The 25826-nt window shown below is 67.3% G+C and carries 24 protein-coding genes; 12 read left to right on the top strand and 12 right to left on the bottom strand.

Features of this window, described 5'->3' with window-relative positions:
- Positions 1-93: 93 nt before the first annotated feature.
- On the top strand, positions 94-1461 hold the full coding sequence (locus AC24R4_RS02240) for an MFS transporter (protein WP_400395356.1): 1368 nt from the start codon (positions 94-96) through the stop codon (positions 1459-1461).
- Positions 1462-1477: 16 nt separating this feature from the next.
- Positions 1478-3067 (top strand): galactarate dehydratase, encoded by a 1590-nt coding sequence (gene garD, locus AC24R4_RS02235; RefSeq protein WP_400395358.1) that lies wholly within the window; start codon positions 1478-1480, stop codon positions 3065-3067.
- Positions 3068-3194: 127 nt separating this feature from the next.
- On the opposite strand, the gene AC24R4_RS02230 is transcribed toward garD, so the two are convergent.
- The 3 genes from AC24R4_RS02230 to AC24R4_RS02220 form a co-directional block, all read right to left on the bottom strand.
- The gene (locus AC24R4_RS02230) at positions 3195-3572 is read right to left on the bottom strand and encodes a hypothetical protein (RefSeq protein ID WP_487522133.1); all 378 of its coding nucleotides are present in this window, start codon (positions 3570-3572) and stop codon (positions 3195-3197) included.
- A 160-nt stretch (positions 3573-3732) separates the two neighbouring features.
- Positions 3733-3972, bottom strand: coding sequence for a DUF2789 domain-containing protein (locus AC24R4_RS02225; RefSeq protein WP_487522132.1), 240 nt, complete (start codon positions 3970-3972; stop codon positions 3733-3735).
- 105 nt (positions 3973-4077) lie between these two features.
- Positions 4078-4446 (bottom strand): 5-carboxymethyl-2-hydroxymuconate Delta-isomerase, encoded by a 369-nt coding sequence (locus tag AC24R4_RS02220; RefSeq protein WP_487522131.1) that lies wholly within the window; start codon positions 4444-4446, stop codon positions 4078-4080.
- 91 nt (positions 4447-4537) lie between these two features.
- Between AC24R4_RS02220 and AC24R4_RS02215 the strand changes: the two genes are divergently transcribed.
- Positions 4538-5041 (top strand): MgtC/SapB family protein, encoded by a 504-nt coding sequence (locus AC24R4_RS02215; protein WP_400395895.1) that lies wholly within the window; start codon positions 4538-4540, stop codon positions 5039-5041.
- A 32-nt stretch (positions 5042-5073) separates the two neighbouring features.
- On the opposite strand, the gene AC24R4_RS02210 is transcribed toward AC24R4_RS02215, so the two are convergent.
- Positions 5074-5946, bottom strand: coding sequence for an IclR family transcriptional regulator (locus AC24R4_RS02210; protein WP_400395897.1), 873 nt, complete (start codon positions 5944-5946; stop codon positions 5074-5076).
- A gap of 8 nt (positions 5947-5954) precedes the next feature.
- Entirely contained in the window at positions 5955-7556 is a 1602-nt protein-coding gene (locus tag AC24R4_RS02205; protein WP_400395899.1) for a class I adenylate-forming enzyme family protein, read from the bottom strand.
- Positions 7557-7861: 305 nt separating this feature from the next.
- Between AC24R4_RS02205 and AC24R4_RS02200 the strand changes: the two genes are divergently transcribed.
- The 4 genes from AC24R4_RS02200 to AC24R4_RS02185 all read left to right on the top strand — a co-directional run bounded on the left by AC24R4_RS02200 (position 7862) and on the right by AC24R4_RS02185 (position 12535).
- Positions 7862-8161, top strand: a complete 300-nt coding sequence (locus AC24R4_RS02200) for a DUF3649 domain-containing protein (RefSeq protein ID WP_487522130.1) — start codon at positions 7862-7864, stop codon at positions 8159-8161.
- On the top strand, positions 8161-9807 hold the full coding sequence (locus AC24R4_RS02195; protein ID WP_487522129.1) for a PepSY-associated TM helix domain-containing protein: 1647 nt from the start codon (positions 8161-8163) through the stop codon (positions 9805-9807). Before AC24R4_RS02200 ends, AC24R4_RS02195 begins: the two co-directional genes overlap by 1 nt.
- Positions 9804-10184 (top strand): DUF3325 domain-containing protein, encoded by a 381-nt coding sequence (locus AC24R4_RS02190; RefSeq protein WP_487522128.1) that lies wholly within the window; start codon positions 9804-9806, stop codon positions 10182-10184. The genes AC24R4_RS02195 and AC24R4_RS02190 overlap by 4 nt, the downstream gene beginning before the upstream one ends.
- A gap of 137 nt (positions 10185-10321) precedes the next feature.
- Positions 10322-12535, top strand: coding sequence for a TonB-dependent receptor (locus AC24R4_RS02185; protein WP_487522127.1), 2214 nt, complete (start codon positions 10322-10324; stop codon positions 12533-12535).
- Here the strand turns inward: AC24R4_RS02185 and AC24R4_RS02180 are convergent.
- Entirely contained in the window at positions 12529-13419 is an 891-nt protein-coding gene (locus tag AC24R4_RS02180; RefSeq protein WP_487522126.1) for an AraC family transcriptional regulator, read from the bottom strand. The two genes, AC24R4_RS02185 and AC24R4_RS02180, sit on opposite strands and share 7 nt — an antisense overlap.
- A 133-nt stretch (positions 13420-13552) precedes the next feature.
- On the opposite strand from AC24R4_RS02180, the gene AC24R4_RS02175 reads away from it, so the two are divergent.
- Positions 13553-14098: a carboxymuconolactone decarboxylase family protein gene (locus tag AC24R4_RS02175; protein WP_487522125.1), complete on the top strand. Its 546-nt coding sequence runs from the start codon at positions 13553-13555 to the stop codon at positions 14096-14098.
- 103 nt (positions 14099-14201) lie between these two features.
- Here the strand turns inward: AC24R4_RS02175 and AC24R4_RS02170 are convergent, their stop codons facing one another.
- The 3 genes from AC24R4_RS02170 to AC24R4_RS02160 all read right to left on the bottom strand — a co-directional run bounded on the left by AC24R4_RS02170 (position 14202) and on the right by AC24R4_RS02160 (position 17242).
- Positions 14202-14852 (bottom strand): HAD domain-containing protein, encoded by a 651-nt coding sequence (locus AC24R4_RS02170; protein WP_400397408.1) that lies wholly within the window; start codon positions 14850-14852, stop codon positions 14202-14204.
- 367 nt (positions 14853-15219) lie between these two features.
- Positions 15220-15420 carry a hypothetical protein gene (locus tag AC24R4_RS02165; protein WP_153947955.1) on the bottom strand — a complete coding sequence of 67 codons (201 nt, stop codon included), beginning with the start codon at positions 15418-15420 and terminating at the stop codon, positions 15220-15222.
- A gap of 217 nt (positions 15421-15637) precedes the next feature.
- A complete protein-coding gene (locus AC24R4_RS02160) occupies positions 15638-17242 on the bottom strand; it encodes a methyl-accepting chemotaxis protein (protein WP_487522124.1) in 1605 nt (534 codons plus the stop codon).
- A 311-nt stretch (positions 17243-17553) separates the two neighbouring features.
- Here AC24R4_RS02160 and AC24R4_RS02155 point away from each other — a divergent pair, with 311 nt between their 5' ends.
- A complete protein-coding gene (locus AC24R4_RS02155; protein ID WP_487522123.1) occupies positions 17554-19386 on the top strand; it encodes an EAL domain-containing protein in 1833 nt (610 codons plus the stop codon).
- Positions 19387-19390: 4 nt separating this feature from the next.
- On the opposite strand, the gene AC24R4_RS02150 is transcribed toward AC24R4_RS02155, so the two are convergent.
- On the bottom strand, positions 19391-20164 hold the full coding sequence (locus AC24R4_RS02150; RefSeq protein WP_153947953.1) for a response regulator transcription factor: 774 nt from the start codon (positions 20162-20164) through the stop codon (positions 19391-19393).
- 382 nt (positions 20165-20546) lie between these two features.
- On the opposite strand from AC24R4_RS02150, the gene cls reads away from it, so the two are divergent.
- Both cls and AC24R4_RS02140 read left to right on the top strand, forming a co-directional pair.
- Positions 20547-21980, top strand: coding sequence for a cardiolipin synthase (gene cls / locus AC24R4_RS02145; RefSeq protein ID WP_400396955.1), 1434 nt, complete (start codon positions 20547-20549; stop codon positions 21978-21980).
- A 123-nt stretch (positions 21981-22103) separates the two neighbouring features.
- Positions 22104-22763 carry a TetR/AcrR family transcriptional regulator gene (locus AC24R4_RS02140; RefSeq protein ID WP_487522122.1) on the top strand — a complete coding sequence of 220 codons (660 nt, stop codon included), beginning with the start codon at positions 22104-22106 and terminating at the stop codon, positions 22761-22763.
- A 6-nt stretch (positions 22764-22769) separates the two neighbouring features.
- Here AC24R4_RS02140 and AC24R4_RS02135 read toward each other — a convergent pair whose 3' ends face one another.
- Positions 22770-23105 (bottom strand): hypothetical protein, encoded by a 336-nt coding sequence (locus tag AC24R4_RS02135; protein ID WP_400396863.1) that lies wholly within the window; start codon positions 23103-23105, stop codon positions 22770-22772.
- A 52-nt stretch (positions 23106-23157) separates the two neighbouring features.
- Entirely contained in the window at positions 23158-24312 is a 1155-nt protein-coding gene (locus AC24R4_RS02130; protein WP_400396866.1) for a 3-deoxy-7-phosphoheptulonate synthase, read from the bottom strand.
- 236 nt (positions 24313-24548) lie between these two features.
- Between AC24R4_RS02130 and AC24R4_RS02125 the strand changes: the two genes are divergently transcribed.
- A complete protein-coding gene (locus tag AC24R4_RS02125) occupies positions 24549-25826 on the top strand; it encodes a TIGR03862 family flavoprotein (protein WP_487522121.1) in 1278 nt (425 codons plus the stop codon).

Genomic DNA, 25826 nt, shown 5'->3' with positions numbered 1-25826 from the left:
CCCGTCTCTATAATTCTGGTCGTACGACGACATATCACAAGCCGGTCCAGACGCATTCCCGCATCGAGGTCCACCGGCTGTGAGGAGACCCCGATGAACGCAACACCCGCTTCCAGCGCGGCCGCCGCATCCGGCGCCCGCCGCACCAACGTCCGCTACTGGATTCTTGCCCTGATCTTTATCGTGACCACGATCAATTACGCCGATCGTGCCACGCTGTCCATCACCGGTCCCGCCATGCGCGAGGCGTTCGGCTTCTCGGCGGTGCAGATGGGCTATATCTTCTCGGCCTTCAGCTGGGCCTACGTGATGGCGCAGATCCCGGGCGGCTGGCTGCTCGACCGTTTCGGTGCGCGCCGCATTTATGCATTCAGCATTTTCCTGTGGTCGTTCTTCACGCTGCTGCAAGGCTGGATTGGCGTTTTCGCTACGATCGGCCAGGCCATCAGCGTGCTGTTCGCGCTGCGCTTTGCCGTGGGGCTGGCGGAATCGCCGGCTTTCCCGGCCAACGCCAAGGTGGTGGCCAGTTGGTTCCCGACCGCCGAGCGCGGTACCGCATCGGCCATCTTCAACGCCGCGCAGTATTTTGCGGCCGTGGTGTTCACGCCGCTGATGGCGTGGATCGTCCATCGCTGGGGCTGGCACCATGTGTACCTGTGGATGGGCATCATGGGCATGCTGCTGGCGCTGGTCTGGCTCAAGGTCATGCGCAGCCCGGCCACGCATACCGGCGTCAACCAGGCCGAGCTCGACCATATCGCGCAGGGCGGCGGCCTGATCCACATGGGCGAAGGCGAAGATGCCAGACAGGGCAGCCGCGCGGCCCATCCGGCCGGCTGGTTCTACGCCAGGCAGTTGCTGACCAACCGCATGCTGGCCGGCGTCTATCTGGGCCAGTACTGCATCAACGTGCTGACGTACTTCTTCCTGACGTGGTTCCCGGTGTACCTGGTGCAGGCGCGCGGCATGTCGATCCTGAAGGCCGGTTTCGTGGCCTCGCTGCCGGCCATCTGCGGTTTCCTGGGCGGCGTGCTGGGCGGCGTGATCTCCGACACGCTGCTGCGCCGCGGCCATTCGCTGACGGTGGCCCGCAAGGTGCCCATCGTGGCCGGCATGCTGCTGTCGGTGTCGATGATCGCGTGCAACTACGTCGATGCGGAATGGCTGGTCGTGGGCATCATGGCGCTGGCGTTCTTCGGCAAGGGCATTGGCGCGCTGGGCTGGGCCGTGGTGGCCGATACGGCGCCCAAGGAAGTGATCGGCCTGGCCGGCAGCATTTTCAACACGTTTGGCAATATCGCGGGCATCGTGACGCCGATTGTGATCGGCTATATCCTGAGCGCCACGGGCTCGTTCAACGGCGCGCTGGTCTTCGTGGGCATCAACGCCCTGGTGACCGTGCTGAGCTACCTGGTGATCGTCAAGGACATTCGCCGCGTCGAACTGAAGCACCCCCAATAAAGAAGGAATCCCCACCATGTCGGACCTGTCGGTACAGAACGCCCAGGCCGCGGAGCAACGTCCGCCGCTGTACATCCGCATCCACGCCAATGACAACGTGGCCATCGTCGCCAATGACGGCGGCCTGCCTGCCGGCACGGTGTTCCCGTGCGGCCTGACCCTGGTGGAACGCGTGCCGCAGGGCCACAAGGTGGCGCTGGCGGACCTGAAAAAGGGCGACGCGGTCACGCGCTACAACGTGACCATCGGCTACGCGCTGCAGGACCTGCCGCGCGGCAGCTGGGTCAACGAACGCGTGATCGAGATGCCCGTGGCACCGGGGCTGACCGATCTGCCGATCGGCACGCGCCTGCCCGAGCCGCTGCCGCCGCTGGAAGGCTACACGTTCGAAGGCTTCCGCAATCCGGACGGCTCGGTGGGCACCCGTAACATCCTGGCCATCACCCAGACCGTGCAGTGCGTGGCTGGCGTGGTCGATCACGCGGTCAAGCGCATCAAGGCCGAACTGCTGCCGAAGTATCCGAACGTTGACGACGTGATCGGGCTGGAGCACACCTACGGCTGCGGCGTGGCCATCGATGCGCCCGATGCCGTGGTGCCGATCCGCACGCTGCGCAATATCGCGCTGAACCCGAATTTTGGCGGAACAGCCATGATGGTGAGCCTGGGCTGCGAGAAGCTGCAACCCGAGCGCCTGATGCCGCCGGGCACGATCCCGATCCAGACCGGCGCCGGCGAAGTGCAGGTGGGGGTGGTCTGCCTGCAGGACGACAAGCATGTGGGCTTCGGCTCGATGATCGATTCGATCGTGCAGATGGCCATTCCGCACCTCGAGGCGCTCAATGCGCGCCAGCGCGAGACGGTGCCGGTTTCCGAGCTGGTGGTAGGCGTGCAGTGCGGCGGCAGCGATGCGTTTTCGGGCGTCACCGCCAACCCGGCCGTCGGCTTTGCCACCGACCTGCTGGTGCGTGCCGGCGCCACGGTGATGTTCTCGGAAGTGACCGAAGTGCGCGACGGCATCGACCAGCTGACCTCGCGCGCCGCCACGCCCGAAGTGGCCGAGGCGATGATTCGCGAGATGGACTGGTACGACAGATACCTGGACCGTGGCCGCGTGGACCGCAGCGCCAACACCACGCCGGGCAACAAGAAGGGCGGCCTGTCGAACATCGTCGAAAAGGCCATGGGGTCGATCGTGAAATCAGGCAGCGCGCCGATCTCGGGCGTGGTGTCGCCCGGCGACAAGGTCCGCACCAAGGGCCTGATCTACGCCGCCACGCCGGCCAGCGACTTTATCTGCGGCACGCTGCAACTGGCTGCCGGCATGAACCTGCACGTGTTCACCACGGGCCGGGGCACGCCTTACGGCCTGGCCGAGGTGCCGGTCATCAAGGTGGCCACCCGCAGCGACCTGGCGCGCCGCTGGCACGACCTGATGGACGTCAACGCCGGCCGCATCGCCACGGGCGAAGCCACCATCGAGGATGTGGGCTGGGAACTGTTCCACCTGATGATCGACGTGGCCAGCGGCCGCAAGAAGACCTGGGCCGAACACCATGGCCTGCACAATTCGCTGGCACTGTTCAACCCGGCGCCGGTGACCTGAGCGGTCTCGCTTCGCGATATCGGGCGGAAGTGCGGATGACGGCGCTTTTTGCCGTCATCCCCGTTATCCTTTCCGCTATCCGATCACGGCACGGCCGCTTACCCGGCAGTCGCGAACCGATGGTCCGCTACTGCATGCATTTTTCCTGATAGACCTTCTGCAGCTGCCGCCGGGTGCGGTCGCGCTCGACGGTCGAGATCTCGTTGCCCTGGCTGTTTTCGACCGGCGCGTTCGATGGCCGGTAGCTGCGGCGCGGCGTTTCGCCGATCTGCAAGGCCAGCTGGTCGCATTGTTCTTCGAGCGTGGGCGCATGCGACGGCGTGGGCTGGAAGCGGATCGAGCCCTGGCGGACCGCATCGGAAATGGCGTCGTTGATGGCGGCGTCGCCCGGGGACGGCTGCGGTGTCTGGGCATGCCCATGGAAAACGGGCGTCACACCGGCGAACAGGATGGCGAACGACGCGGCGAACAATGCGAGTCGGTTTGCATGACGGCGCAGCAGCATGGATATCTCCGTGGCGGACTGGCACGCCCGCCGCAGGGCGGCGGGTGGCGGGTCGCAACCACCCTGGAGGGTGGATCCGCCGATGGTAGCGCCGATCCCGCGCCCGCGTCCATCGGCCCAAGGTGCTACGCGCCAGCAGCGACGCGCGGCGCCGCGCGGATCAGGCGGGCGCGCGCAGGGCCAGGTTCAGCTGATCGACGGCCTCGGCCCAGTCGGCATCCTCGATGATCTCGTCGCGCAGCAGCGTGGCCTGCGCCGGTGTCCAGAAAGGGGCGTCCCAGAGATCGACGTCCTGCGGAACCGGCGAATGCCTGGCGATAAAGGCGCGGATGCTGGCCTCGTCCGACGGCAGGCCAAGCTGTGCGAAGAGGTCGGAGAACGGGTGGAAGGGGGTGTCCATGGCGATGTCTCCCGGTAACTGGCGGCCGGCGTGGCCAGCCGGAGGTTCCAGCTTAGGTCAGGATCGGCGCTGCCGAGATCGCGCCGTCCCGATCCAGCCGGCCATTCAGCCGGCAATGATCTGCTTGGAAAACGTGGCGCGCTCCATTTCCACGACGTTCACCGTGACTTGCACGGTCTGTCCTGGCGCGCCGGGCCGCACCATTTCCGAAATCGCATTCACCACCAGTTCGCCAAGCTGCTTGCGCACGCCCTGGTCGCGGCCGTCCAGGATCTGCAGCGTGGCATGGACGAAGGCGCGGTCGGCCGGCTCCGTGCCCTGGCGGAACGTGGACAGCGTGACGCAACGCGACTTGATATCGGGTTCCTGGAACTGGCCGCTCGACAGCAGCGCGGCATTCGCTTCGTCCAGCAGTTCCTCGAAGGAGCAGGTCAGGCGCGTGTTTTCGGTGATTTCGACAATCAGATGGGGCATGGAATCGGTTCCGTGGGACGAAGGCAGGGAATCCGCATCGTACGGCAATCCCGGCTGTCATGTCGACGCTTCACGCGCTAAGCTTGCCGACATGGACCAATTCTCTCTGGAACTCTTCTGGCGGCTGCTGGGCGGGCTTGCCGCGGGCGCCATCATCGGCCTGGACCGCAACCTGCACGGCAAGGCGGCCGGCATGCGCACGCTGGGGCTGGTGGCGCTGGGGGCGGCCACGGCCGTGTGCGTGGTGACGCTCAACGGACACCCTGCCGATGCCATGTCGCGCGTGCTGCAGGGCTTGCTGACCGGGGTGGGCTTCCTGGGAGTGGGCGTGATTGCGCGGCACGGCGTGCATGACCGGCCGCAGGGGCTGACCACGGCGGCCGGTATCTGGCTGGCGGCCATCCTGGGCGCGGCGTCGGGCGCCGGCTATTACGCGATCGTGGTGATGGCGCTCGCGCTGGGCCTGCTGCTGCTGCGGCTGGGCGGCAAGTTCGAGAACAGCCTGCATGCCCGCTTCGACGGCAGGCTGACCAGGAAGCTGCCCCCGGAATACCGCGACGGCGACGACGATGGGGCCGACACGCCGCCGCGCTGAGCGCGAGGCGGCGTGTCCGGCAGGCGCCCGGGTCAGGCGCTCACGCCCAGTGCCGCCTCGATGCCCCGGATGTGCTGCTGCAGCAGCGGCCGGACCTTTTCCAGCAGATGGGCGGGCGGCACCAGCGCGTTGGGGCCGCTGCAGCTCAGCGTCATCGGCGGCAGCGACGACCCCGGCCGGAACGCCAGCGCAATCGAGTTGATGTCGGGCAGCCATTCGCCAAACGACGTCGTGCAGCCCAGCCGGCGCTGTTCGTCGCGGCAGTTCGACAGGATGCCTTCGGCCTGCGCGGCGCTGACCTTGTCGTCGGCGCGGAATGCGCTCAGCGCCTGGCGCTGCTCGGCGGGCGGCAGGGCCAGCAGGTACGCGCGTCCCGCGGCCGTGGTCAGCCCCGAAACGCGGCTGCCGACCGGCACCCGCAGCGTCAGGTAGCTTTCGGACTGGCAGTTTTCGTAGATCAGCATGCGGCCGCGGTCGCGCACGATCAGCGACGCCACGCCTTGCGACAGTTCGGCCAGCTCGCGCATGAAGGGCTTGGCCACCGACAGCACGTCGGCGCCTTGCTGACCGGCCGGCGCCAGCGCCAGCGCGGAACTGCCCAGGCGGTAACGCACGGGGTCGGACAGCGCCTGCAGGTAGCCGAGTTCGGTCAGCGTGTGGGTCAGCCGCGAGATCGTCGATTTCGGCAGGCCGCAGCGTTGTGCCAGTTCGGCATTGCCGAGTTCCGCGTCGAACCCGCGAAAGCACGCCAGCACGTCGAGCCCGCGCGCCAGGGCCGTCACGAAGTGGCGGTCTTCCTTGCGGTTGTCCTTGCGTGCCGGGGTGGTGTCGGACGGCATGTCGATGGCGTCGTCGCGGTCGCCAGGGTCGGCGGCGTCCGGCCGTTCGGTCAGGGTGTCTTCCATGAGGCTGCTCACACGTTGCCGGCCGCCAGCTGCTCGCGCAGGCGGGCCTTGAGGATCTTGCCCGACGGTGCGGCAGGCAGTTGCTGCACCGTGCGGATTTCGGCGGGAATCTTGTAGGGCGACAGGCGCTCGCGCAGGAAGGCCCGCAAGGCGGCTTCGTCCAGCGCCATGCCACTGCGTACCTCGACAAACGCAATCACTTCCTCGTTGCCTTCGACGGCGCGGCCCACCACGGCCGACTGCAGCACGGCCGGGAAGGCATTGAGCGACTGCTCCACTTCCTCCGGGTACACGTTGAAGCCCGAATGGATGATGATCTCCTTCGAGCGGCCGACGATCGACACGGCGCCGTCGGCATCGATGCGCGCGAGGTCGCCGGTATGCAGCCAGCCATCGCTATCGATGGTCTGCGCGGTCAGGTCGGGCCGGCGATAGTAGCCTTTCATCACATTTGGCCCGCGCACCAGGAGTTCGCCACTGCCGTCGGGCAGCGGGTTGCCCAGGCGGATTTCCACGTCGGGCACGGCCGGGCCCACAGAGCAGTCGCTGCGTGGCTGTTCCACCCGGGTCTGGCAGACCGTGGGAGACGTCTCGGTCATGCCGTAGCCATTGTTCAGCACGATGCCGAACGCGTCTTCAAAGGCGGCCTTCAGCGTTGCCGTGAGCGGTGCGCCGCCCGACTGGGCGATGCGCAGCGACGGCGTGCGCAGCGACTGGTGGTTGGCGCGGCCCCATTCGATGATCTTGGCGTACATGGCCGGCACGCCGTGCAGCACCGTCAGTTGATCGTCGATCAGCGTACGCACCAGCTTGTCGGGCCGGAAACGCGGTTCGTAGAACACCGTCGCACCGTTCGATACCGGGCCCACCAGCAGCACCGACAGGCCGTACACATGCGAGATCGGCAGCACGCCGTAGATGCGGTCGCCGGGCTTCACGCGCGACTGCATGCGGTTGGAATGGCCGATGAACATCAGGTTGGCGTGCGTCAGCATCACGGCCTTCGACGCGCCGGTGGTGCCTGTCGTGTAGATCATCGCCGCCACCTGCTGGCGCGGGTCGGCTTCGACGGGTTCGGGCTCGACGCCGTCGTCGACGGCGCTGACCAGCAGCTTGCCCACGTGCGGCCAGTCGGCCCACTGCGCGCCACGCGCCAGGCCGTGCTCGCGCGCCTCGGGGAATTCGTTGTCGAGATACAGCGTCACGCGCGCGCCGGCGTGCTCGACGATATTGGCGATCTCGCGCTGCGACAGCCGTGCATTGACCGGCACCGACCAGGCGTCGATGGCGCTCAGCGCCAGCAGCAGCACCGCGCAGCCCACGCTGTTTTCGGTCACCAGCACCACGCGGTCGCCGCCGCGCACACCGAGTTCGGACAGCGTCGTAGCCGTTTCACGAACCGCCACGTCGAGTTCGGCGTAGCGCAAGGCCCGGTGCGCATCCATGATCGCGATCCGCTCGGGCGCGCTGGCCACCCACGGCGCCATGGTCTGGTGCAGGCGGGCGAACGCGGGTTCGAACGGGGATGGCGAGTCGGGGGTGGTTGCGGCGGATGGCGCCTGAGCGGGTGCGGACCCGGAATGGGTCGCGGGTGCAGCGGTACTGCGCATGATGTCTCCGGGTAAGGCTCCGGCGTTGACCTCTGGGATCGCCGGTATTCGATGTGGGCCATCGTCCCATCGTTTTTCCACGAGTGCAACCGCACGGTGGAATGATGGTTCTGCACAGCAGAACTGAGCGCCAATCTCTGTGCGAATATCGGCGGGGGGCTGGGCCGTCATAGCTGGGATTTGTCGTGTTTGCGACATGTCTGCTCATGTCTGGTGCCAGCAACAGCACGGATCGTACGTCTTTAAAGACAGTGCAGATGAGAACGCTTATCATGTGCGTTCCATTTTTCCGGGCTAGTACAAACATGAAGCAGGGCGTTCCGATGAGCTATCGCATGGCGATTGCCTCGCGCGCGGTGGCCGCCATCCTCGGCGGCTACGCCGTTGCCGCCTTGGCGACGGGATGCCTGGCGCTGGTGCTTGCCAACTGGGCGGGCATGGCGCGCGTCGAGGCGGTCATCACGTCCACGCTGCTGTCGTTCCTGTGGTTTGCGCTGGCGGTGACCTGGGTGTTTGCCGCCGATACGGCCCGGCGTGCCTGGATCGGCCTGGCCGTGCCTGCCGCCGTGCTGGCGGCGGGCTGGCTCGCCTTGCGGAGCGCGTGATGGCCGAACTCAAGAAAGGCCAGGGCCTGCGGCAGTCGATGGCGTGGCTGCATACCTGGTCGGGCCTGCTGGTGTGCTGGGTGCTGTTCCTGGTGTTCTGCGGCGGCACCGCCAGTTATTTCAAGGACGAGATCACGATCTGGATGAAGCCGGAGTTCCACGCTTCGCTGAACCGGAACGTGCCGGCCGCCGAAGCCGTCGGGCGCGCCGTTGCTTTCCTGCAGCGCGAGGCACCCGGCGCGGAACGCTGGTTCATCACACTGCCGGACGACCGCAATCCCGCCATTTCGATGTTCTGGCTGCGTCCGGCCAAGCCCGAGGACGCCGGCAAGCCCAATCGCGCGCGGCTGGAATCGCGCACGCTCGACGCCGTATCCGGCGAACCGGTCCCCGGCGCCCGCCAGACGCGCGGCGGCGAATTCCTGTACCGGCTGCATTTCGACCTGCACTACATGCCCGCGATCTGGGCCCGCTGGATCATCGGTTTCTGCACCATGTTCATGCTGGTGGCCATCCTCAGCGGCGTGATCACGCACCGGCGCATCTTCGCGGATTTCTTCACGTTCCGGCCCCGCAAGGGACAGCGTTCCTGGCTTGACGCCCACAACGCGGTGGCCGTGCTGGCGCTGCCGTTCCATCTGATGATCACCTACACGGGCCTGGTGACGCTGTTGTTCATGTACATGCCCTGGGGCATCCAGGCCGTGTACAAGGGCGACGAGCAGGCCTTCAACGCCGAGCTGGCCGCCCGCGCGCCCCGTGTGAAGCCAACCACAGAAACCGCGCCGCTGGCGCCGATCGGGCCGATGCTCGCGCAGGCGACGGCGCACTGGCAGGGTGCCGCGCCGCGCCGCATCACCGTGGAGGCGCCCAACAAGGCCAACGCCACGGTAGCCGTGGCACGCGAGCAAGGCCGGCAGTTCGGCACGACGACGCCCACCGTGGTCTTCACGGGCGCCACCGGTGAACGGAAGGCAACGCTGGGCGACGAGATGGCGCCGGCGGCCACCACGCGTTCGGCCATGATCGGTCTGCACGTGGCGCACTTCGCGCCGCCGCTGCTGCGCGCGCTGTGCTTCGCGTCCGGCCTCGCCGGCTGCCTGATGGTGGCCACCGGCGCGTTGCTATGGGCCGTCAAGACGCGGCAGAGCCATGCCAAACGGATTGCCGCCACGGGCCGCACGCCGTTCGGCCTGCGGCTGGTCGAGGCACTGAACCTCGGCGTGATTGCCGGCCTGCCCATCGCGATCGGTGCGTACTTCTGGGCCAATCGTTTGCTCCCTGTCGATCTGGCGCAGCGCCAGGCCACCGAAATCCAGACCTTCTTCGGCGCCTGGGCCGTGGCGGCGCTGCTGGCGCAATGGCGCCCCACGCGCGCCATGTGGCGCGTGCAGCTGTGGGTGGCCGCGACGCTGTTTGCCGGCGTGCCCGCGCTAAACGCGCTGACCACATCGACCCATCTCGGCGTGACGCTGTTCCAGGGGCCCGGCGTGGTCGCCGGCTTCGATCTGACTGCGATGGCGCTGGGCATCGGCCTGGGTGCGGCGGCCTGGGGGCTTGGCAAGCGAGGCGCCGCCCCGCGCAGGGCGGCTGCCCCACGCGCGGTAGCTGGCGTGGGCGAGATGTCGCGGGAGGTGTCGCAATGAGCGTGGCATGGATGCCGGTCGGGCCGGCCTGCGTCGCGGGCCTGGGCTTCGCGATCGGCGGCTTCATGTGGCTGGCGCAGGCCATGGATCGCCATCACGCGGACATGTTCGGGCGCGGCAGCACGCCGGCACCGGCCCTGGCCATGCGGCTGCGCTGGCAGGGCTCGCTCGCGCTGGGGCTGGCCCTGGCCGCGTGCGTGCTGGCCGAAGGCTGGGCCTTCGGTGTCGTCTACTGGGCCGGACTGCTGACGCTTGGCGCGCTGGCCGTGGTCGGCGCGTTTGCGTGGGCGCCGCATGCCACGCCGCGGCTGGCGCGCGCGTCCATCGCGGTGGGCATGGCGGCGACCATGGCGTCGCCGTGGCTCATGCCGTCATAAGGCGCCGACGCATCACAACGAATTCCAACGAGCATCGCCGACAGAGCGGTGCCGCCATTCACGGACACGGGTCATGCCTGTCCGCCGCGTCGGGAATGCGGTGCAGGCGTCATCGTTTTATTTTTGGGAGTGTCATCTTGTCTTTTGCCGTACCTCGCGCCGTTGCACATGCCGCACGCGCCGCCCGCTCTTATCGTTCATCCCGTCGTGCCCGCCTCAGTATCCTGGCCGCCTCGCTGGCTGCGGCGGGTGCGCTGCCGTCCCTGGCCTTCGCGCAGGACGCCGCGCCGCCGGCCGCGCAGCAGACGCTGCCGACCGTGACGGTCAAGGCCGAGTCGTCGCCAGACCAGTTGCCCGCGCCGTACGCCGGCGGCCAGGTGGCACGCGGCGGCCGCATCGGCATCCTGGGCAACCAGGACTTCATGGACGTGCCGTTCAGCGTCACGTCGTACACGGCCGGGCAGATCCAGAACCAGCAGGCGCACACGGTGGGCCAGGTGCTGGCCGACGATCCGGCCGTCCGCGTCAGTTCGGGCTTCGGCAACTTTTCCGAAACCTTCGTCGTGCGCGGCTTCACGCTGGGTTCGGACGACCTCGGCTACAACGGGCTGTACGGCATTGCGCCGCGCCAGCTCGCATCGACCGAGGGGCTGGAGCGTGTGGAAGTGTTCCGTGGCGCCAACGCCTTTCTGACCGGCGTGTCGGCCGCAGGCACCGCCGTGGGCGGCGCGATCAACCTGGTGCCGAAGTACGCCACGGCCGCGCCGATCACGCAGGGCACGCTGGACTACACCAGCGACGGCCAGGCCGGCGGCCACATCGACGTGGGCCGCCGGTTCGGCGAAAAGAAGGAATTCGGGGTACGCGTGAACGCCATGGCGCGCGGCGGCGACACGGCCATCGACAACGAAAGCCGCCAGCAGCGCCTGTTCACGCTGGGCCTGGACTACCAGGGCGACAACCTGCGCGTGAACGCCGATTTCGGCTATCAGAAGCAGCGCATCTACCAGGGCCGCAGCACGGTCAACCTGACTGGCACGGCGCTGCCGCCGGTGCCGTCGGCCAGCACGAACTTCGCGCAGCCGTGGACCAATTCTTCGCTCGAAGATATCTACGGCACGATCCGCGCCGAGTACGACATCACGAAGGACTGGACGGCCTATGCCGCCTTCGGCGGGCACCATACCAACGAATTCGGCAGCTATAGCGGCGCGAGCGTCGGCAATAACGGCGTGGGCACGGCCACCCGCCTGACCGTGCCGTTCGAGCAGGACACGTTCTCCGGCGAAGTCGGCGTGCGCGGCCGCTTCGTGACCGGGCCGGTCAAGCATACGGTCAACCTGAGCTGGTCGGGGCTGGAGCAGAAGCGGGCCACGGCGTTCGAATTCTCGGGCGCGTTTGCGACCAACCTCTATCACGCGCCGGTCGTTCCCTATCCGGCCGCCCCGGCCACGGGCAATATGTCCGATCCGTACGTGACGCAGCGGACCAACCTCAATGGCGTGTCGGTGTCCGATACGCTCGGCTTTCTGAACGACCGCGTGCTGCTGACCGCCGGCGTGCGCCAGCAGGTGATCAACGTGCGCGGCTACGCCACGGCGACCGGTGCGCAGACGTCGAGCTATAGCGATTCGGCCACGTCGCCGATGTTCGGCCTGGTGGTCAAGCCGCTCCAGAACGTATCGGTCTATTACAACTACATCGAAGGCCTGGCGCAGGGTCCGACGGCGGGCAATACCGCCGTCAACCGCGGCGAGGTCTTCGCGCCGGTCAAGTCGAAGCAGCACGAGGCGGGCGTGAAGTACGACGCGGGCGCGTTCGGCACGACACTGGCGTTCTTCCAGATCGAACAGCCGCAGGGCACCACCATGCAGGGCAACGTGTTCGGCCTGCAGGACTTGCGCAATCGCGGCGTGGAACTGAGCGTGTTTGGCGAACCCGTGCGCGGCGTGCGCCTGCTGGGCGGCGTGTCGTATATCGATTCGCAGTACCGGGACACCGGCAACCCGCTGACGGAAGGCAAGAAGGGCGTGGGCGTCCCGAACTACACGATGACGCTGAGCGGCGAGTACGACCTGCCGTTCCTGGCGGGAGCCACCGTGTCGGGCCGCTATATCCAGACCGGCCGCCAGTACGCGAACAACACGAACACGATCGCGCTGCCGTCCTGGAACCGCTTCGACCTGGGCGCGCGTTACACCTTCAAGGCCTCGCAAATGCGCTACACGCTGCGCGCTGCCGTCGAGAACGTGGCGAACAAGGATTACTGGGCTGGCGTGTCGACGTCGGCCAGCACGCTGTATATCGGCAATCCGCGTACGTTCAAGGTTTCGATGACAGTCGACTACTGAGTCGCGGCCTCCGCCATGCCGTGACTCTCCGCGCGCAGCCAGTCGCGCGGAGACTGGCCGACCCTGGCCAGGAAGACGCGTGACAGGGCCGACGGATTGGCATAGCCCAGTTCGTCGGCCAGCAGCTTGAGTGGCGCGCCGTCGCGCAGCCGTGTCTGGGCCAGGCTGATGCGCCAGTCCGTTAGATAGTCGGCCGGGGTCTGGCCGACAATGTCGCGGAAGGCTGCCGCGAAGGCGCTGCGCGACATGCCCGCGCAGGCCGCCATCTTTTCCAGATGCCAGCTGGCGCCCGGCGCCTCGTGCATGGCCACCAGCACCCGCGCCAGGCGCGGATCGGACAGCCCGGTGATCAGCCCGGGCTGGACCCCGACCTGCCGGGGATGATCGAGCATCCAGCGCAAGAGCTGGATCACCACCACTTCGAATAGCCGATCCGCCAATAATCGCTGGCCGCATCGCACGCGTTCGGTTTCCGCGAACAGCAGCGAAAGTGCCGGGGCCAGCCCTGGCACGTCTGCCAGCGGCAGCACGATCAGCGGCGGCAGGGCGCGTGCCAGCGGATTGCGGGCACCGCCGGCAAATTCCAGCGTGGCACACGAGAACTGTGACCCTTCGGCCGGTGGATTGTGAAAGGTGTGGATCGCGGGACGCGGATAAAACAGCAGCGATGGCTCGTGAACCTCGAGCCGCCGGGGCAGACCCCGGCTCTGATGCGTCACCGTCATGCTGCCTTCGCGCATGACGTGCAGAAAGCCGCGATGGGACGCGTCGAAATGCGACACACCGCATAGCGGGCCGGTATGGAACAGGTGCGCCTGGATGCGGAACCGCTCAAGCAGGGCGGACAGGCGATCGACGGTAAGCGGCGCAGCAGTGGCGGTCACGGCGGGATGAATTGATACGTTTCTGGGACGGTTGGTATCCCATCGTACGCCTTGCGCCACCATAGTGGAACCCATGGACGGCGACGTCCTGATTTCGATCACTTTCCAGATCACTTCGACAGGAGATTCCATCATGACCGCACGTATTTCCGTACCCGAACCGAAGGCCGCGCCGGCCGGCAGCCAGGCCGCGCTGGCCCAGATCCAGGCCGCGTTTGGTGGTGTGCCCCAGATGTTCCGCGCCGTGTCCAATTCGCCGGCCGCGCTGCAGTCGATGTGGGCCGCCTTTGGCGCGCTCGGCGCGGGCGTGATTCCGGCCAAGCTGGGCGAGCAGATTGCCGTGGCCGTGGCCGACCGCAATCGCTGCGACTATTGCCTGGCCGCGCATACGGCGCTGGGCCGCAAGGCTGGCGCGTCGGCCGAAGAGATGGTGGCCGCCCAGTCCGGCCAATCGAATGACCCGAAGACGGCGGCGGCACTGGCGTTTGCGCTGAAACTGGTCGAGGCGCGTGGTCAGGTATCCGGTGCGGACGTGGCCGGGTTGCGCGAAGTGGGCTTCAACGACGGGGAAATCGTCGAGATCGTCGCCCATGTCGCGCTGAATCTGTTCACCAACTACATCAACGTGGCATTTGCCGTGCCCGTGGATTTCCCGGCGGTCAAGCTGACTGCCCGCTGATCTGCGCGTTGCCCGAGCATGAAAAAGGCCGCCAACGCTGGCGGCCTTCTTGTTGTTGCATCACGGCGTGATGCTTGCGGCGGTTCCTGAGACCCGGCGCGGATCAGGCATGAATGACGGCAGGTTCCAGATGCTTGCCCGTCAGGCTGGCCACAGCCACGGCCATCGCCTGCTCGCGGGCTTCGGCCGCGGCCGGTGCCGGCATGAAACGCTCGGGTTCGTCGCGTGCCAGGCGTTGCAGGTGACGCAGCTTGGCTTTCAGACCGGGCTCCACGCGCGAATCGGGCGTCACGGTGGACGGGCAGGCCACACCGAGGATGTCCAGCGCCTGACGGAAGTTGTCCACCGTCAGACCTTCGGCCGGATTCACCTGTACCAGGCGGGCGCGTTGAGCCTCGGTGAACGACGATGCCGGCGCGGTCGACAGGATGACCCAGGCGCCCGGGGCCGGGCGTTGGGTGAACCAGGCGTCGATTTCGGCGCCATGGCCGCCTGCCACGCGGGGCGTCATGCCTTCCACCTGCAGATCAAGCTGCTGGAAGATGGCCGCCGGGGTGCCACGGCGCCATGCGTCGGACACCACCACACGCGCGCCGGCGATACCGAAAAGGCGGCGCAGGAAGCCCAGCGCGATGGGATCGAAAAACCTGACGTCACGCAGGGTCCCCGTGTTTGGCGTGCCGCCCAGGCGGGCTGCGGAGCGGTCCGAATACAGGACGCCGGGTACGTCCAGCATGATCAGGCGTTCAGTCATGATTTCTCGCGGTCAATCAGTGATGGGATGAATCAAGCGTATCCGGCTTTCGCGTGGGAAAGGCGACACAAAGTGTGCGTAAGTGCAACAGTTGTGTAACTTTTACGCGTGACTCGTTAATGCCGGTTACTGCGTAGGGCTAAGTGTTTCTCGCGGACACACCTGCCGCGCCAGGCCTCGTTTTCCGGCCTGCTCCGCGCTGCGGATATCGCCGTAATGCACGCCTCAACGGGTGGTAGGCGACGGTGGTTGACAGGAATTTGAAAGGAAATGTTCGTCGGTTTGACACACAGCACGCGGCAACCGGAATGTCGTCCGGTGTGGGCGGAAACTTGTGGGGGCGGGCGTGGTGCCGGTTGCGCTTCTGCTATTCCTTGCGCAATAAACGCATTTCGAAATGCTCGAAGGCGTACTGGCAGGTGATGCTGCAGAACAGCTCGGCCTGGCCGACCGGCTTCTCGCAGGCATGGCAGGTGCCGCACGGCCTGAGCCTGGGGGCCCAGTCGCGTCCCGCCGCCTCGAAATCCTCCTGGAACGCTGCATCGTCATCCACTGCCTTGCGTAGCATGTGTGTTCTCCGCTCTTGGTCCGCCTCGGCGATGATCCCTGTTTCGACCGGCCGCCGGAGGGCGACGGGGCTATCGCCATGCTAGCGGCGCAATGCTTGCCGTCGAATCGGATCTTCTTTAATTACGGCGGGGCGGAACGAAGCTGAAGCGGGGGCCAGTGCGTCGGGCGCCCCGCTTCCGGTTGCGGGGTTGAACGTGCGGCGGTGCGGTAGCGGGTTAGAACTGGAAGCGCGCGACGTCGGTTTCCAGTGCGGCCGCCTGATGGTCAAGCCGCGACGCCTGGTCGCTGACCTCGTCGACAAGCTTGGCGTTGTCGGCGCTGGTCTGCGCCAGCCGGGACAATGCATCGCCTACGGTGCGAATGCCGCTGGCCTGTTCATCGGCCAGCATGCGCAGTTCGGCGGCCAGGGTGTGGCTGTGCTGCACTGCGGCGTCGATGCCTGACATGGCAGATTCCACGCGGCCGCTCAGGCTGGCGCCCCGGGCAATCTCGTTGGCGGCGTCGCCAATAATGCCGCCAATCTCGCGCGCGGCCGTGGCGCTGCGCTGGGCCAGGGCCCGCACTTCCTGCGCCACCACGGCAAAGCCCCGGCCCGCCTCGCCGGCCCGGGCGGCCTCCACGGCGGCGTTGAGCGCGAGGATATTGGTCTGGAAGGCGATGCTCTCGATGACGGAGACGATCTCGGAGATATTGCGCGACTGTGCGTGCACGTTGGCCATCGCGCCACTCATGTCGCGCACGGCGGCCATGCCCGTGCCCGTGGCTTCGCGCGCCCGGCTGGCCATTTCGCTCGATTCCTGCGCCTGCGCGTGGGCCTGCTGAACCAGCGCGGTAAGCCGGGCGACATTCGCCGTGGCTTCGCCCAGCGCGGCGGTCTGCAGCCCGGTGCGGGTGGCCAACGCCTGGTTGCCGCGCGCAATGCCGTCGCTTGCGGCCGAAATCTCGTGCGCGCATTGCTGGATGCGCGCCAGCACGCCTGCCAGCTGGTCGCGCATGCCCGCCAGGTTGAACAGGAGGCTGCCGCCATCACCCTCGCGCAAGGCAATGCGTGCGGTGAGATCGCCGCCGGCAATGCGCGTGGCGATGGCCGCCGCGTCGCGCGGCTCGCCGCCGAGTTCACGCGTCAGGCTGCGCGCGGCGATCCATGCCAGCAGTCCGGCCGCGCCCAGGCTGGCCACCAGCAGCACGCTCATCCACGTTTGCGCGGTCAGCTGGGCCGATGCCACGCCGGCGACGGTATCGGCGGCCTGCTGAGCCAGCGTCGTACGCGTGGATTCCATCAGGGTGCCAAGTTTTCGTAGCTGTTCTCCTAGAAAGTGGCCGTCAATCGAAACCGATGCGTCGAATTGCAGCGCATCGAGCGGCTGCTTGCGGATCAGTTCGACGTATTTCGTCAGCAGTTCGCCGGCGGCGGCACGCTCGGCGAGCAAGGCGCGGGCCTGCGCCGGTGCGGCCACGCGAACGTCATCGACCGCCGCGTCGAGCTGTTTCGATGCCTGGGCGATGTCATTCGCGGCGGTGTCGCGTTCGGCGGAACTGGTGGCCAGTGTCAGCGCAAGCTGTGCGCGGCCCAGCATGGCCAGCGAGGCCTGCGCGCGTTCGGCGGCGATGGCGCCGCGCATGTCGCGCTGGTACAGCCTGTCGGTATCGCGCTTGAGGTCGATCAGGTTGACGATGCCGGTGAGCCCGACAATCGCGCCGAACGCGTAGATCAGGACAAACGCCGCGGACAGACGCACGACCAGCGGCAACCCCGCCAGTCCCTGCCATGCGGATTGGCCGCGCCGTCCCTGCAATCCCAGCTTGATGGCTTGCAACACTACGAACTCCTTCGGGGCGACGCCCCGCCATACCATGACCCTTGCGCTGCAGCAGTCCGGTCTCTCGGCGAGGCATGTCGTCAGCGACGTGTCGCGGGGCCGGGTCTTGCTGCGGTGCGGCGTGATCGTCGTGCAAGCATGTGACGACTGCGTGACAAACGACATGCGGCGCGTTTGTCATACGGGTGACATATGACTGTCATGCAATGGCGCGCGCTGCATACGTGCCTGTATTGCAACGCCGTGCTCAAGCTTCTCTCGTGACCGGCCGTCAACAACCAGGTGGCCTGCCATCCGTCTGAACTCGTTTCATGTTTCCCGTTGCCTCCGATCTGGCTGCGGCCCGCGAGGCCGTGCGACCGCCACCCCTCCATGCGGTGTTTCAGCCTATCGTGACGCTGGCCAGCGGCGACATCCTTGGCTACGAAGCACTGATTCGCGGCCCCGCCGGTTCGATGCATGCCGCTCCCGATGCGCTGTTCCGCATGGCCCAGGAAACCGGCACCACGATCGCGCTCGAGATGACGGCGGCGCGTACCGCGCTGGCGTCGTGGGCGGCGCTGGACCTGTCCGGCAAGCTGTTCCTGAACTTCAGCCCGCTGACGCTGCGGCATCTGCTCGGCCATCGCGGCCGTGCCATGGCGGCGCTGCTGGGCCTGGACGGTGCGCAAGGCAACGGGGCGCGGATTGCACCGTCGCGCGTGGTCATCGAGGTCACGGAGCAGACCGCGGTGGGCGATGCCGCCAGCTTTGCCAACGCCGTGGCCGTGCTGGCGGAGCTGGGCGTACAGTACGCGCTCGACGACTTTGGCACGGGCCATGCCAACCTGGACCGGCTGGCGGAACTGACGCCGCAGTTCATCAAGATCGACAAATCGCTGGTCCGAGGCATCCACGCCAGTTCCCGCCGGCTGGAGGTCCTGCGTGCGGTCCTGAGCCTGATGCATGCGCTCGGCGGCCGGGTCATCGCCGAAGGTATCGAGACGGCCGAGGAACTGGCGCTGGTCAGGGATCTGGGCGTGTCTGCGGGGCAGGGCTATTTCCTGGGGCGTCCCGCCGCGCAGCCACCAGCCGAGATCACGTCAGAGGCCCGTGCATTGCTGTCGTCGCGGCAGATCGCGGTGTTTCCGCAAACGTTGCGCACGGGCTGGTCGGGCATGACCGCAGGCAATCTGGTACGCCCGCTGCCGGCCGTCAACGCCGAGACATCGAACAACGATGTGCTGACGCGCTTTCATGAGCAAGCCGGCCTGCATGCGATGGCCGTGGTCGACGATGACCTGCGGCCGATTGGGCTGATCAGCCGCCAGACGCTGATCGATCGCTACGCCACGCCGTTCCATCGCGAGTTGTACGGCCGCAAGGCCTGCGTCACGCTGGCCAATCCGCAGCCGGTCTGCTTCGACCGGCGCACCACGCTCGAGGAAATGGCCCAGCATGTGGCCGGCGAGCCGTCACGGGCGCTGGCCGATGGTTTCGTTATCACGGACGAAGGCCGCTACGTGGGCCTGGGCACCGGTGCCGACCTGCTGCGCGCGATTTCCGATGTCCGGATGGAAGCCGCACGCTATGCCAACCCGCTGACCTTTCTGCCCGGCAACATCCTGCTGAACCAGCATATCGATCGCCTGATCGAGGCGCGCAGTCCGTTTCACGCCTGCTATGCCGACCTGAACCATTTCAAGTCCTTCAACGACCACTACGGCTACTGGAAGGGCGACGAACTGCTCAAGGGGGCGGCCGCCATCCTGGCGCAGGCCTGCGATCCGGCCCGCGATTTCCTGGGCCATATCGGCGGCGACGACTATCTGGTGCTGTTCCAGGGCGACGACTGGAAGCCGCGCATCCACGGCGCGATGGCCCGCTTCAACGATGGCGCGCTGGCCATGTATGCCGCGTCTGACCGCGCGGCCGGCGGCATTCAGTCGGAAGATCGCCACGGCCGGCCCATGTTCTTTCCCCCGGTGACGATGGCTGTCGGCGCTGTGCGGGTGGGCGCCGATGCGATGGCCGCGTGGCGGCTTGGCAGCCAGCACGTGGGTGCGGCAGCGGCCGTGGCCAAGCGCAGGGCTAAAGCGGTGGCGCAGGGCGTGGCGTGTATCGACATTGCCGACCTGGCCGCCCGCGGAGAACTGGACCGCTAGTGCGCTAGTAGTCGGCGAGTGCGCCATTGCCAACCAGTCCGAGCCGGCGGTGTGCCGTCAGTTCGGCCCGCGCGGCGCTGTCCAGGATGTCGAGGCGATAGCCCTGTGCGTATACCACCGTGATCGTCACGCCGTTCTCGGCGCGAAGGTCGAGCGTGCGGCGCATGCGCGAGACCAGGCCCGCAAGCGCGCGCGACGAATGCGGCAGCGTGTGTCCCCAGATGGTGTTTTCGATGCGCTGCGTGGCCAGGATGCGGCCGGCATTGGCGAACATCAGCATGGCCAGGTCGAATTCCTTTGGGGTCATGGGAATCCGTTGTCCATGGAGCGTGGCGAAGCGCCCGGGGTTGTTGAGCTCGTAGGGACCGGCACGCAGCGGCATGCTGGCATTGAGCCGGGTGCCGGCCATGCGCCGCCGCAACGCGGCGATGCGGGCCAGCAGCACGCGGGCATTGAGCGGGCGCACGATGTAATCGTCGGCGCCCGCGTCCAGGGCTTCCACCATGTCGTCGTCGTCGCTGTCGCCCGAGAACATCACGATGGGCACGTCGCGATTGCGCACCGCGCGCACGGCACGGATGACGTCGATGGCGGAGATGTCGGGCAGGTCGCGGTCGATCAGCAGCATGTCGTAGCTGTCATGACCCAGGCCGTGGATCAGGTCGCGGCCTGCCTGGAAGACGTTGCATTGGAATCCCGCGATGGAGAGCAGCTCCTGCATGGGATGGAGAGGCGAGTTGCGGCTGGCCAGCAGCGCAATATTGGATTGGGCATTCATACGACACTATCGGACACTATCGGACGGGCGAAACGCATTGAATCGGGCAAACACGATGCAGCGTATCGGCCCGGCAGAGGTCCAACAATCGGCGTTTCTTTAAATGGAGCAGATCCGCTTGCATGCCGACGGCTTGTTGCAAACAGCCATCGTTATCCACAGATTTTGTGGATAACCGGGGCGGGGACGGGCGGCGTGGTGCGGCGGAGCGGGTGACGGATCGGTGTGATTAAAAATTGAGCAAACGGGGCGCAGGCATCCGGCTGGCGGGGGGCTGACACGGGCCGCCCGATTCGGCGCCGGCGATATCGGCTGCGCCAAAGTGATCCGCTATGCCAGAATACGGCTCATCGAATCCGGGCCGTTCGTGGTGCCAGTGCCTATGCTCAGTCCCAGCGTCATTGCCGCCGTTGTCCTCGCGTTCCATATCGTCGGAGTCCTCGCGGCGCTGCATGCCGTGATGACCGTGCGCACGGCGCCGGGCGCCATCGCGTGGGCGGGCTCGCTGGTGATGATGCCGTACTTCACGATCATCCCGTACCTGATCTTCGGGCGCAGCCGTTTCGCCGGTTATGTCAATGCGCGCCGGTTCAACAACGACCGCCTGCGCGAGATCCGGCACGGCATGACGGCCAAGGATCGCGAGGCGCTGGCCGCCAGCGTGGTGCTGCAGCCCGAGCAGGCCTGCATGCGGGCGCTGCCCAGCCTGACCGGTGTGCCCTGCCTGATGAATAACGATGTGCGGCTGCTCATCAACGGCGACGCTACCTTCGACGCCATCTTTGCCGCCATCGACGCGGCCACCGAGCAGGTGCTGGTGCAGTTCTTCATCGTGCATGACGACGAACTCGGACGCGCGCTGCAAAAGCGCCTCTGCGACCGGGCGCGTGCCGGCGTCCGGGTCTATTTCCTGTACGACAGCATCGGTTGCCATGCGTTGGGGCGCGGCTACGTGCGCGTGCTGCAGGAGGCCGGCGTGGAGGCGCGACCGTTTTCCACACATCCCGGCTTTGTCAATCGCTTCCAGCTCAATTTTCGCAATCATCGCAAGCTTGTGGTCGTCGATGGCGCGCAGGCGTTCGTGGGCGGGCACAACGTCGGCAACGAGTACCTGGGCCGCCGGCCGCCGCTGGCGCCGTGGCGCGATACGCATATCGCCATCCGGGGCGCGGCGGTGCTGGACCTGCAGATGGCCTTTGCCGAGGACTGGTACTGGGCTGCGCGGGAGGTGCCGTACCTGATGACGCCGCCGTCCGGTCACGTGGGCGACATGGTGTGTCAGGTCGTGCCGTCGGGGCCGGCCGATGCGCAGGAAACCTGTTCGCTGTTCTTTGTGGAGGCCATCCAGTCGGCCACGCGCCGGCTGTGGATGACATCGCCATACTTCGTGCCCGACGAAGCCGTGTTTGCGATGCTGCGGCTGGCCGTGCTGCGTGGCGTGGATGTGCGCATCCTGATCCCGTCGCGGCCCGATCACAAGGTGGTCTACGGGGCGTCCACCATCTACGCGTACCAGGCGATTCGCGCCGGCGTGAAGATCTATCGCTACCAGCCCGGCTTCCTGCACCAGAAGGTGATCCTGATCGACGACGAGGCGGCCGCCGTGGGCACCGCCAACCTGGACAACCGGTCTTTCCGCCTGAATTTCGAATTGATGGTGATGACGGCCCACCCCGATTTCGCCGCGGACGTGGCGCGCATGCTCGAAGCCGATTTTGCCCAGGCGCGCCAGATCGGCCCGAGCGATTTCCTGGGCTCGCCCGCCATCCTGCGCGTGGCCATGCACGTGGCCAAGCTGTTCGCGCCGATCCTCTGACGATTTCCGCCGTGCCGTGCCGTCCACATTCGCCCGGGCTGACGTGTCAGGCACTGGCAGGATTTGTGTACACTGTCTACTATGAAACGAAATGGGGTGGACACCGTCCACATGGGGGATGACATGAACCGTGCCGTTGCTGCAACGCCGCCTACGCGCACGACCTATCGGCATGGCGACCTGCGCCGCGCGCTGCTGGAGGCCGGTATCGACCTGGCCCGGGATGGCGGGCCGGACGCCATCGTGCTGCGCGAAGCCACGCGGCGCGCGGGCGTGGTGCCCAACGCCGCGTATCGCCATTTCGCCAGCCGGCAGGATTTGCTGCAGGCCGTGCGCGCGTGGGCCCTGTCCAACCTGGCGATGGCCATGGAAGCCGAGATGGCGGCGATTCCTGCCGATGCGTCGCCGGCCGAGCGCGCACGCGGCAGTCTGCGGGCGGTCGGCATGGGATATCTGCAGTTCGCACTGACGGAGACCGGCCTGTTCCGCACCGCGTTTTCGGTGCCGGACGATGTGGAAGACGATACCGACCCGGCCAAGGCCGGCAACAGCGGACTGAACCCGTTCGAGCTGCTGGGCGCCGCGCTGGATCGCTGGGTGGAAGCGGGCCTGCTGGCACCGGACCGCCGGCCCGGCGCCGAATACATCGCGTGGTCGGCCGTCCATGGCCTGGCCGTCCTGCTGATCGACGGCCCGCTGCGCAGCCGGGCCCGGGAGCAGGCGGCGGTGATCGGGCAGCGGTTACTGGAAATGGTGGATCGAGGGCTGCAGGCCGGGGGGTGAGACGGCTTACCGGCCCTGGCGGGAGCGCGGTGCGCCGATGTCCGTCAGGTGCTGCCGCCACGCGGAAAACACGGCATCCAGGCAACTGGCCGTGTCGCAGGCGTCGCGCTGACGCCGGAAGGCGTCGATGTCCGCCTGCGAGATCACGCCGGCCTTGAGTAGCCGCTGCTGGTCGGCATAGATGCGCTGGTAGCCCATCGAGAACAGTGCGGTCTCGCAGATGATCTGGCTGGCGCGCGTGGCCGGCGCCTCGCAGGCGATATCGCTGGCATGGGCCGCGCAGGCCACGCCGGCGGCGATGGCCGCCGCCCCGCCGCGAAGGTAATGGATGACACTCGACATGGGGCCGGATTCTACCCGGCCTCGAGCCGGCGCCATTCCGCAACGCCGCCGGTCAGCTTGCCGCTGGCGGCTTGGCCACCGCGCGGCGCGCCTGGACTGCCTGGCTCAGCGTTTCCAGCACCGCGACCGAATCGTCCCAGCCGATGCACGCATCCGTGATGCTCTGGCCGTAGGTCAGGTTGCACGGCTGGTGTTCGCCCGGCGTGAATTTCTGCGCGCCCGGCAGCAGGTGGCTTTCCACCATGACGCCGAAGATCGAGCCGCTGCCGCCGCTGATCTGCCGCGCCAGGTCGGCCGCCACGTCGATCTGCTTCTGGTGCTGCTTGCTGCTGTTGGCGTGGCTGCAATCGACCATCAACGTATTGCGCAGGCCGGCCGCTTCCAGTTCGCGGCACGCGGTGGCTACCGCATCGGCATCGTAGTTGGGCACCTTGCCGCCGCGCAGGATGACGTGGCAGTCCGGGTTGCCCTTGGTATGGACCGTGGCGACCTGGCCGTTCTTGTGCACGCCCAGGAAGTGATGCGGACGCGATGCGGCCTGGATGGCGTCGATGGCGATCTTGATATTGCCGTCGGTGCCGTTCTTGAAGCCGATTGGCGCGGAAATGCCCGAGGCCAGTTCCCGGTGCACCTGGCTCTCGGTGGTGCGGGCGCCAATCGCGCCCCAGCAGATCAGGTCGCCGATATATTGGGGCGAGATCACGTCCAGGAATTCGCCGGCGGCCGGCAGGCCCAGCCGGTTGATGTCCAGCAGCAGGCTGCGCGCCATGCGTAGCCCTTCGTCGATGCGATAGCTCTCGTCCAGGTACGGGTCGTTGATCAGGCCCTTCCAGCCCACCGTGGTGCGGGGTTTCTCGAAATACACCCGCATCACGATTTCCAGCGCGTCGGCATAGTGCTCGCGCTGGGCCATCAGCCGCCGCGCGTACTCCAGGGCCGCCTGCGGGTCATGGATCGAGCAGGGGCCCATGATGACCAGCAGCCGGTCGTCCTGGCCGTGCAGGATGCGCGAGATGCGCTGGCGCGTCTGGGTGACGAGCGATTCCACCGGCGTGCCGCGGATCGGGAAAAAGCGGATCAGGTGCTCGGGCGGGGGCAGGGGGATGATGTCGTCCACATGCGCGTCATCGGTCACGCTCGTACGGTCCGGCGGCGGCGCCTGCCAGCCCTCGGCAACGGTCGGCGGCGATTTATGTGGGTCTTGCATGGCGAACTCCTGCGAATCTGGGGAAAAGGACACCTGCGGAAAGCCTGCCGCAAACATGGGGCCACCCGGCGCGGATGTCGATGGAAAGCGATTCTAAGGCAGGCCGGCGGCCACGTCGCCGGGCATGGGCTGGAAACCGCTGCCGGCAGCGGCGCCGTCAACGGGGCGCCGGGCATGCCCTGCATCGCTACGCTTATAATTCGCCGGCTTTCCGCCTTCGCCACCTCGTCGATTCCATGTCCGCTGTCACTTCCGCCGAACCCGTCCGCCTTGCCGGTGCCCTTGTCGTGGGCGGTGGCCCGGCCGGCCTGATGGCAGCCGAGATGCTCGCCGCGCAGGGTTTGCCGGTGGACGTCTACGACGCCATGCCGTCGGTCGGGCGCAAGTTCCTGATGGCGGGCAAGGGCGGCATGAACCTCACGCATGCGGAGCCGGCCGATGCCTTCCTGGGCCGCTACGGCGTGCGCGCCGACCGCATCGGGCCGTTGCTCGACACGTTCGATGCCACCCAGCTGCGCGCCTGGGTGCATGCGCTGGGCATCGACACCTTCGTGGGCAGTTCCGGCCGGGTGTTTCCCACCGACATGAAGGCCGCCCCGCTGCTGCGCGCGTGGCTCCATCGCCTGCGCGAAGCCGGAATGCGGCTGCATGTGCGGCATCGCTGGGTCGGTTTCGGGCAGCCCGTCGATGGCTGGCACGTGCTGCGTTTCGCTACCCGCCAGGGCGACGAGCAGGTCGAGGTGGAAGTGGCGGCCCGCGCCGTGGTGCTGGCGCTGGGCGGCGGCAGCTGGGCGCGGCTTGGGTCCGATGGCGCGTGGCTGCCGATGCTGGCAGCCCGGGGGGTCGATGTGGCGCCGCTGCGGCCCGCCAACTGCGGCTTCGACGTCGAATGGAGCGAGGTGTTTCGCACCCAGCACGCCGGCGAGCCCGTCAAGTCGGTGGCCATCGGCGTGACCGCGCGCGACGGCACGGTATGGTATCGGCAAGGCGAGTTCGTGATCAGCGAAACCGGCATCGAGGGCAGCCTGGTCTACGCGCTGTCCGCGCCGATCCGCGACTTGATCGACGCCCAGGGAAGCGCCACCATCACGCTGGACCTGGCGCCGGGGCGGTCTGCCGACGACGTTGCCGCCGAAGTCGCACGGCCGCGCGGATCGCGCTCGGTGTCCAGTCATCTGCAGAGCCGGCTGGGCATTACCGGCGTCAAGGCGCGGCTGCTGCGCGAGGCGCTGACCCGGGAAGCGATGCACGACCCTGTGGCGCTGGCCGCAGCCATCAAGGCGCTACCGTTGCGGCTGGTGCGCGCACGGCCCATCGACGAAGTCATCAGCACGGCGGGCGGTGTCCGGTTCGAGGCGATGGACGCCCGCCTGATGCTCAACGCCATGCCGGGCGTATTCTGTGCGGGCGAGATGCTCGACTGGGAAGCGCCGACCGGCGGCTACCTGCTGACGGCCTGCTTTGCCAGCGGGCGGGTGGCCGGGGCGGGCGCCGCGGCGTATCTGGCCGGCTGA

The organism is Cupriavidus sp. CER-90, from assembly GCF_057652055.1.
This window is presented reverse-complemented; position numbering and strand designations above follow the sequence as displayed.

Excerpts from the sequence above, each read along its gene's own strand:
- AC24R4_RS02240 (WP_400395356.1), top strand. The coding sequence starts at position 94 with ATGAACGCAACACCCGCTTCCAGCGCGGCCGCCGCATCCGGCGCCCGC.
- garD (WP_400395358.1), top strand. The coding sequence starts at position 1,478 with ATGTCGGACCTGTCGGTACAGAACGCCCAGGCCGCGGAGCAACGTCCG.
- AC24R4_RS02230 (WP_487522133.1), bottom strand. The coding sequence starts at position 3,572 with ATGCTGCTGCGCCGTCATGCAAACCGACTCGCATTGTTCGCCGCGTCG.
- AC24R4_RS02225 (WP_487522132.1), bottom strand. The coding sequence starts at position 3,972 with ATGGACACCCCCTTCCACCCGTTCTCCGACCTCTTCGCACAGCTTGGC.
- AC24R4_RS02220 (WP_487522131.1), bottom strand. The coding sequence starts at position 4,446 with ATGCCCCATCTGATTGTCGAAATCACCGAAAACACGCGCCTGACCTGC.
- AC24R4_RS02215 (WP_400395895.1), top strand. The coding sequence starts at position 4,538 with ATGGACCAATTCTCTCTGGAACTCTTCTGGCGGCTGCTGGGCGGGCTT.
- AC24R4_RS02210 (WP_400395897.1), bottom strand. The coding sequence starts at position 5,946 with ATGGAAGACACCCTGACCGAACGGCCGGACGCCGCCGACCCTGGCGAC.
- AC24R4_RS02205 (WP_400395899.1), bottom strand. The coding sequence starts at position 7,556 with ATGCGCAGTACCGCTGCACCCGCGACCCATTCCGGGTCCGCACCCGCT.
- AC24R4_RS02200 (WP_487522130.1), top strand. The coding sequence starts at position 7,862 with ATGAAGCAGGGCGTTCCGATGAGCTATCGCATGGCGATTGCCTCGCGC.
- AC24R4_RS02195 (WP_487522129.1), top strand. The coding sequence starts at position 8,161 with ATGGCCGAACTCAAGAAAGGCCAGGGCCTGCGGCAGTCGATGGCGTGG.
- AC24R4_RS02190 (WP_487522128.1), top strand. The coding sequence starts at position 9,804 with ATGAGCGTGGCATGGATGCCGGTCGGGCCGGCCTGCGTCGCGGGCCTG.
- AC24R4_RS02175 (WP_487522125.1), top strand. The coding sequence starts at position 13,553 with ATGACCGCACGTATTTCCGTACCCGAACCGAAGGCCGCGCCGGCCGGC.
- AC24R4_RS02170 (WP_400397408.1), bottom strand. The coding sequence starts at position 14,852 with ATGACTGAACGCCTGATCATGCTGGACGTACCCGGCGTCCTGTATTCG.
- AC24R4_RS02165 (WP_153947955.1), bottom strand. The coding sequence starts at position 15,420 with ATGCTACGCAAGGCAGTGGATGACGATGCAGCGTTCCAGGAGGATTTC.
- AC24R4_RS02155 (WP_487522123.1), top strand. The coding sequence starts at position 17,554 with ATGTTTCCCGTTGCCTCCGATCTGGCTGCGGCCCGCGAGGCCGTGCGA.
- AC24R4_RS02150 (WP_153947953.1), bottom strand. The coding sequence starts at position 20,164 with ATGAATGCCCAATCCAATATTGCGCTGCTGGCCAGCCGCAACTCGCCT.
- cls (WP_400396955.1), top strand. The coding sequence starts at position 20,547 with ATGCTCAGTCCCAGCGTCATTGCCGCCGTTGTCCTCGCGTTCCATATC.
- AC24R4_RS02140 (WP_487522122.1), top strand. The coding sequence starts at position 22,104 with ATGAACCGTGCCGTTGCTGCAACGCCGCCTACGCGCACGACCTATCGG.
- AC24R4_RS02135 (WP_400396863.1), bottom strand. The coding sequence starts at position 23,105 with ATGTCGAGTGTCATCCATTACCTTCGCGGCGGGGCGGCGGCCATCGCC.
- AC24R4_RS02130 (WP_400396866.1), bottom strand. The coding sequence starts at position 24,312 with ATGCAAGACCCACATAAATCGCCGCCGACCGTTGCCGAGGGCTGGCAG.
- AC24R4_RS02125 (WP_487522121.1), top strand. The coding sequence starts at position 24,549 with ATGTCCGCTGTCACTTCCGCCGAACCCGTCCGCCTTGCCGGTGCCCTT.